This window comes from Ochrobactrum sp. C6C9 (genome assembly GCF_022627935.1).
Taxonomy (GTDB): Bacteria; Pseudomonadota; Alphaproteobacteria; order Rhizobiales; family Rhizobiaceae; genus Brucella; species Brucella teleogrylli.
On sequence record NZ_JABXGB010000011.1, the window covers coordinates 159,979 to 166,596 of the forward strand.

Genomic DNA, 6,618 nt, shown 5'->3' on the forward strand with positions numbered 1-6,618 from the left:
GGTCAAGGCTGTCGCGCAGCCAGTCGCCAAGAAGATTTTGGAATATACCCCGAAAAGGGTGAAACGGTTTTCGGGATGTGCGTATAAACAAATACTGAGAGCGCGTCACCCTAATAGGATAAATGCGACCCGCTTTATAACTTGTGTGAGGGAGCCAGCGATGAGCGGAACGGGACGCGGAGTATGGGATTTCTGGATCGACCGCGGCGGTACGTTTACGGACGTCATCGGGCGGGATCCGCAGGGCCAGCTCCATGCACGCAAGGTTCTCTCCGAAAACCCGTCTGCCTATAAGGATGCCGCCGTTCACGGCATTCGCCTGCATCTGGGCCTGAACTCCGGTGAAACGATTCCCGCCGGTGCCATCGGCGAAGTTCGCATGGGCACGACGGTCGCCACCAATGCGCTTCTGGAGCGCAAGGGCGAGCGGCTGGCCCTTGTTACCACAAGGGGTTTCCGTGATGCGCTGCGCATTGGCTATCAGGAACGCAAGAACATCTTCGCGACCGAAATCATCAAGCCGGAAGCGCTTTATGAAAAGGTCGTGGAACTGAATGAGCGCGTTCAGGCGGATGGCACGGTTGAAACGGCTCTCGATCCCTCCGAGGCCGAAGCCGTACTGGTTGCGCTGAAGGAACAGGGCTACAAATCCGTCGCCATCGCGCTCATGCATGCTTTTAAGTTTCCCTCACATGAGGCTGAAATTGCTCGCATTGCGCGCGGTCTCGACTTCGAGCAGGTCTCCGTTAGCCACGAGGTTTCGCCGCTGATCAAGCTGGTCGGTCGTGGCGACACTACAGTCGTCGATGCCTATCTGTCGCCGGTTCTTCGCCGTTACGTTGCGCAGGTTTCCAATGAGCTGGATGTCGAGCGCACCGGCGCGCGCGTCATGTTCATGATGTCGTCGGGTGGTCTCACGGCCGCTGATCTGTTTCAGGGCAAGGATGCAATCCTGTCCGGCCCGGCTGGTGGCGTTGTCGGCCTCGCCCGAACCGGCGAAACGGCAGGCTTTCCGAAAGTCATCGGCTTTGACATGGGCGGCACCTCCACGGACGTCGCGCATTTCGATGGCGAATATGAACGCGCTTTCGAAACGGAAGTGGCTGGCGTGCGCGTGCGGGCACCGATGATGCTGATCCACACCGTTGCCGCAGGCGGCGGCTCGATCCTGCATTATGACGCCGGACGTTTCCGCGTCGGCCCGGATTCGGCGGGCGCCAATCCCGGTCCGGCCTGCTATCGCAACGGTGGACCGCTCGCCGTCACCGATGCCAATGTCATGCTGGGCAAGCTTCTGCCGGAATTTTTCCCGGCAATCTTTGGCCCGGACCAGAACCAGACGCTCGATGTGGAGCGGGTGCGGGAACTTTTCTCCGCGCTCGCAGCCGAAATTGGCGATGGTCGCTCGCCGGAAGCCGTTGCCGATGGATTCATCCGCATTGCAGTGGCCAATATGGTCGAGGCCATCAAGAAAATTTCCGTCCAGCGCGGCTATGACGTGACGCGCTATGCGCTCAACTGCTTTGGCGGTGCGGGTGGCCAGCACGCCTGTCTCGTTGCCGATGCGCTTGGCATGAAGAATATTCTCCTCCATCCAATGTCCGGTCTGCTGTCCGCCTATGGCATGGGTCTGGCCGATATTCGCGCCACCCGTCAAAAGGCGCTCGGCGTCGCGCTCGATCCGGCAGCGCCTTCAGCCCTGAAAGAACTGGGTGAAGAACTGGCGCAGGAATGCGTGGCCGAACTTCTGGCTCAAGGCATAGAAGCCGCAGCCGTGCAGCGTCATCTGCGCGCCCACATCCGCTATGCGGGCACCGACACCGTGCTCTCCGTTGAAGCCACCTTCCCTGCTAAGGACAATGCCGACCGCCTTCGCGCCGAGTTCGAGGCGGCCCATAAGCGCCGTTTCGGCTTCATTGCGGAGAACAAGGCTCTCGTTATCGACGCGGTGGAAGTCGAAGCCGTGGGTGGTGGCGCAGGCGAAACCGAAAGCGCCCAATCGCTCGACAGCGATCTGGAAGCTGCAACCGCCAAGCGGACCCGCTTCTTCTCGCAGGGCGAGTTGCACGACGCGGGCGTTGTCTTGCGCGAGCAGATGCAACGCGGCCAGACTGTCACCGGCCCGGCGATCATCATCGAGAAAAACCAGACTATCGTTATCGAAGATGGCTGGCAGGCCCGCCTGACTGCGCATGACCACGTCGTGCTGACGCGCATCAAGGCGCTGCCTGCGCGCACGGCCATCGGCACCGAAGCCGACCCGGTCATGCTGGAGATTTTCAACAATCTCTTCATGTCCATTGCTGAGCAGATGGGCGTTACGCTTCAAAACACTGCCTATTCGGTCAATATCAAGGAGCGTCTCGACTTTTCCTGTGCGGTTTTCGACGCGGCAGGCAATCTTGTCGCCAATGCGCCGCATATGCCGGTGCATCTCGGTTCCATGGATGCGTCGGTCGCCACCGCCATCCGCGAAAACAGCGACATCAAGCCGGGCGATGTGTTCCTCATCAACGCACCTTATAATGGCGGCACCCATCTGCCCGACCTCACCGTCTGCACGCCGGTTTTCGACGACGACAATCGTGAAATCCGCTTCTGGGTGGCAAGCCGTGGGCACCATGCGGATATTGGCGGCATTGCGCCGGGTTCCATGTCGCCGCTTGCGGTCAATATCGAGCAGGAAGGCGTCTATATCGACAATTTCAAGCTGGTCGATCGCGGCACCTTCCGCGAAGAGGCGCTTGCCGCTCTGCTGACTGGCGCGACCTACCCTGTCCGTAACCTGACGCAGAACGTCAACGACCTGAAGGCGCAGATCGCGGCCAACGAAAAGGGCGTGACCGAGCTGAAAAAGATGATCGGCCTATTCGGCGAGCATGTCGTGAAAGCCTATATGGGCCACGTTCAGGACAATGCCGCCGAAAGCGTGCGCCGCGTACTCGACAAGCTGCCGGACGGCCATTTCACCTATGAGATGGACCAGGGCTGCCAAATCGAGGTGCGCGTCACCATCGACAAGGAAAAGCGCGAAGCGACGGTCGATTTCACCGGCACGTCGGAACAGCGTTCCGACAATTTCAATGCGCCAGAGCCCGTCACCCGCGCGGCTGTGCTTTATGTCTTCCGCGTGCTGGTTGAGGGCGACATTCCGATGAATGCGGGCTGCCTGCGACCGATCAGGATCATTGTGCCGGAAGGCTCGATGCTCTCTCCGCAATATCCAGCGGCGGTCGTGGCGGGCAATGTCGAAGTCAGTCAGGCTGTCACCAACTGCCTGTTCGGCGCGACCAAGGCGATGGCCGCAGCGCAGGGCACGATGAACAATCTAACTTTCGGCAATGATGAATATCAGTATTACGAAACCATCTGTTCCGGCGCGCCCGCCGGTCCCGGTTTCAACGGTGCCAATGCTGTGCACACCCACATGACCAATTCGCGCCTGACCGACCCGGAAATTCTGGAAACCCGCTTCCCCGTCTTGCTGGAAGACTTCCATATTCGAAAGGACTCCGGCGGCAGGGGCAAATGGCACGCGGGCGACGGCACCAGGCGCACGATCCGCGCGCTGAAAACGCTGGAATTTGCCATTCTTTCCGGTCATCGCCGGGTGGCGCCTTTCGGTCTGGAAGGCGGCGAAGCTGGCCAGACCGGCCGTAATGAAGTGCGTCGCAAGGACGGGTCCATCGACGTATTAGGAAATTGCGACCAGACTGTTCTGGAAGCAGGTGAAGCCTTCACCGTCATCACGCCGACTGGTGGCGGATACGGCAAGCCTGAATAACCGAGATGAATATTAACAAAGCACAACGCCGCCAGCTCATGTCTGGCGGCGTTGTGCATTCAACCGGGATAAAACCGGGCAAAATCAATGCGTGCCGACGCATTTGCGAACGGTTTTTCCACCCTTTCGGTCCACCCCGAAAAATGTTAGAATTATTCACCAAAATTCGATCTATAATTAGGATTCAATCCTAATAATTGCGTCTTTACCGTCGTTTTGGACGCATCTTTAGAATTAAATTTCTGCGATCAATAGAACATCAACCAGTTCACGGATACCGAAAATGAAATTCGCTCAGATCATCGCTACCGCAGGCATCATTCAGGCAGCTCTCTTCACCGGCGCAATGGCCGGAGAAAATCTCGACGCCATCAAGTCGGCGGGCGTTCTGAAGATCGGCACGGAAGGCACCTATGCGCCTTTCACCTATCACGACAAGGAAAACAAGCTCGTCGGCTTCGACGTGGAAATCGGTGAAGCCGTGGCTGCCAAGCTCGGCGTGAAGCCGGAATTCATCGAAGGCAAGTGGGACGGCCTCATCGCCGGTCTCGACGTCAATCGTTATGATGCCGTCATCAATCAGGTTGGCATCACCGAAGAGCGCAAGAAGAAGTTCAACTTCTCCAACCCTTACATCGTTTCCAAGGTTGTTCTGATCGTCAACGACAAGAACGACACGATCAAGGACTTTGCCGATCTGAAGGGCAAGAAGTCGGCACAGTCGCTGACCAGCAACTACGGCAAGCTCGCCAAGGAAGCCGGCGCGGAACTTGTGGCGACCGATGGTTTCGACCAGTCGATCCAGCTCGTGCTGACGGGCCGCGCCGATGCGACGCTCAATGACAGCCTATCCTTCCTTGACTTCAAGAAGCAGCAGCCGAAGGCTCCGGTCAAGATCGCCGCAGAGAAGGAAAATGCTGACGCTTCGGGCATCATCGTTCGCAAGGGCGACGACGACCTCGTCGCAGCCATCAACAAGGCGCTGGACGATATCAAGGCCGATGGCACCTACGACAAGATTGCGCAGAAATATTTCGGTCAGGACGTTTCCAAGTAAGCTTCCGGATACATAAACGATGAAGCCGGAATTCATTTCCGGCTTCTTTTATTGTGTAGTAGAAAATTATTCCCACTGAATTTCAGAGATCGTTTTCCACAAACAGTATAAGATGAATGAGAGTGCCTTGCCGGTGCCTGATCATCTCGATTTGAACCGACACTGCTTTGCGTGCGAAGGAGCAGACCTAAGTGCCTGATTGGCTACAACTCATGATCGAGTCGCTCCCGACCCTTCTCTGGGCGGGGCTGATCTTCACAATTCCACTGACATTGCTGTCCTTCGTTTTTGGTTTGGCGCTGGCGCTTCTGACGGCCCTCGTCCGGCTTTTCGCGCCGGTCTGGCTCTCATCAATTGCTCGCTTCTATGTCTGGATATTCCGTGGCACGCCGCTACTGGTGCAGCTTTTCGTGATCTTCTATGGCTTACCGAGCATTGGCATTTATCTCGATGCGTTCCCGGCAGCCCTCATTGGCTTCACGTTGAATGTCGGTGCCTATAGTTCGGAAATTATCCGCGCGGTCATCTCGTCCGTGCCCAAGGGCCAATGGGAAGCCGCCTATTCCATTGGCATGAGCTGGCGTCAGGCGCTGACCCGCACCGTGTTGCCGCAGGCGACGAGAATCGCTGTGCCGCCGCTTTCCAACACGTTCATTTCGCTTGTGAAAGATACCTCGCTCGCCGCCGCCATCACCGTGCCGGAGCTTTTCCAGTCGGCACAGCGCATCGTCGCTACAACCTACGAACCGCTGATCCTCTATATCGAGGCCGCGCTGATCTATCTGGCGCTGAGTTCGGTTCTGTCTGCCCTTCAGGTACGGCTTGAACGACGCTTCGGGCGCTATGGCGGCACGCTGGAGACAAACGCATGATCGAGCTGAAACACATCGTCAAGCGTTTCGACGACGCTGTTATCCTCAACGACATCAATGTCACGATCTCTGAAGGCTCGGTGACGGCCCTTGTCGGCCCATCAGGTGGCGGCAAGAGTACGCTTCTGCGCTGCATCAACCTGCTGGAAGTACCGACATCCGGCACGTTGTCGCTCGGCGGACAGACGCTGACTTTCGAGCCGGGGCGCAAGCCAAGCTGGCAGGCCATTCAGTCCATTCGCCGCCAGACCGGCATGGTGTTTCAGAATTTCCAGCTGTTTCCGCATCAGACCGCGATCCAGAATGTCATGGAAAGCCTCGTCACCGTGCTGAAATGGCCGAAAGCCAAGGCCCGCGAACGCGCGATGGAACTGTTGCAGAAAGTGGGCATGGCCCATAAGGCCGACGCCTGGCCATCGACCTTGTCCGGTGGGCAGCAGCAGCGCATCGCGATTGCCCGTGCGCTGGCGCCTTCGCCACGCGTGCTGCTATGCGACGAACCCACTTCGGCGCTCGATCCTGAACTTGCCTCGGAAGTGGTGGATGTGCTGAGCAAACTTGCCAAGGAAGGCACGACGATGGTGATTGCCACCCACGATCTGCGCCTCGCCTCGAAGATTTCGCAGAATGTGGTGTTTCTGGAATCGGGCAATATTGTCGAGACCGGCTCTGCGCATGAAGTTTTCACGCGCCCATCCCGCGAGCGTACCAAGCAGTTTGTCGCAACCATCAACGCCGCGCACACTTACGACATCTGACCGGACATTTTGCTTTCAAAAGAGGGCTTTCGTGTTTGCGAAGGCCCTCTCATTTTTCGCCTTGGCGCAATTCATTCGTTCTTTTCAAAATTTTCCGCCGAGTCTCACCGGCCTGCCCCTTGGTAAAAGAGGAAACCGCTGTTACAT

4 protein-coding genes are annotated in these 6,618 nt (G+C 57.7%); all 4 read left to right on the plus strand.

Annotated features, from left to right (window positions below; translation table 11 throughout):
- The first annotated feature begins 160 nt into the window (after positions 1 to 160).
- The 4 genes from HWD97_RS11365 to HWD97_RS11380 all read left to right on the plus strand — a co-directional run bounded on the left by HWD97_RS11365 (position 161) and on the right by HWD97_RS11380 (position 6,471).
- Entirely contained in the window at positions 161 to 3,784 is a 3,624-nt protein-coding gene (locus tag HWD97_RS11365) for a hydantoinase B/oxoprolinase family protein (protein WP_109367228.1), read from the plus strand.
- A 283-nt stretch (positions 3,785 to 4,067) separates the two neighbouring features.
- Positions 4,068 to 4,841, plus strand: coding sequence for an amino acid ABC transporter substrate-binding protein (locus HWD97_RS11370; RefSeq protein ID WP_109367227.1), 774 nt, complete (start codon positions 4,068 to 4,070; stop codon positions 4,839 to 4,841).
- A gap of 191 nt (positions 4,842 to 5,032) precedes the next feature.
- Entirely contained in the window at positions 5,033 to 5,713 is a 681-nt protein-coding gene (locus HWD97_RS11375) for an amino acid ABC transporter permease (protein ID WP_121538242.1), read from the plus strand.
- The gene (locus HWD97_RS11380) at positions 5,710 to 6,471 is read left to right on the plus strand and encodes an amino acid ABC transporter ATP-binding protein (protein ID WP_109367225.1); all 762 of its coding nucleotides are present in this window, start codon (positions 5,710 to 5,712) and stop codon (positions 6,469 to 6,471) included. The genes HWD97_RS11375 and HWD97_RS11380 overlap by 4 nt, the downstream gene beginning before the upstream one ends.
- The last annotated feature ends 147 nt before the right edge of the window (positions 6,472 to 6,618 follow it).

Bases quoted from the DNA above. Each gene is read 5' to 3' on its own strand.
- HWD97_RS11370 (WP_109367227.1), top strand. From the start codon at position 4,068: ATGAAATTCGCTCAGATCATCGCTACCGCAGGCATCATTCAGGCAGCT.
- HWD97_RS11365 (WP_109367228.1), top strand. From the start codon at position 161: ATGAGCGGAACGGGACGCGGAGTATGGGATTTCTGGATCGACCGCGGC.
- HWD97_RS11380 (WP_109367225.1), top strand. From the start codon at position 5,710: ATGATCGAGCTGAAACACATCGTCAAGCGTTTCGACGACGCTGTTATC.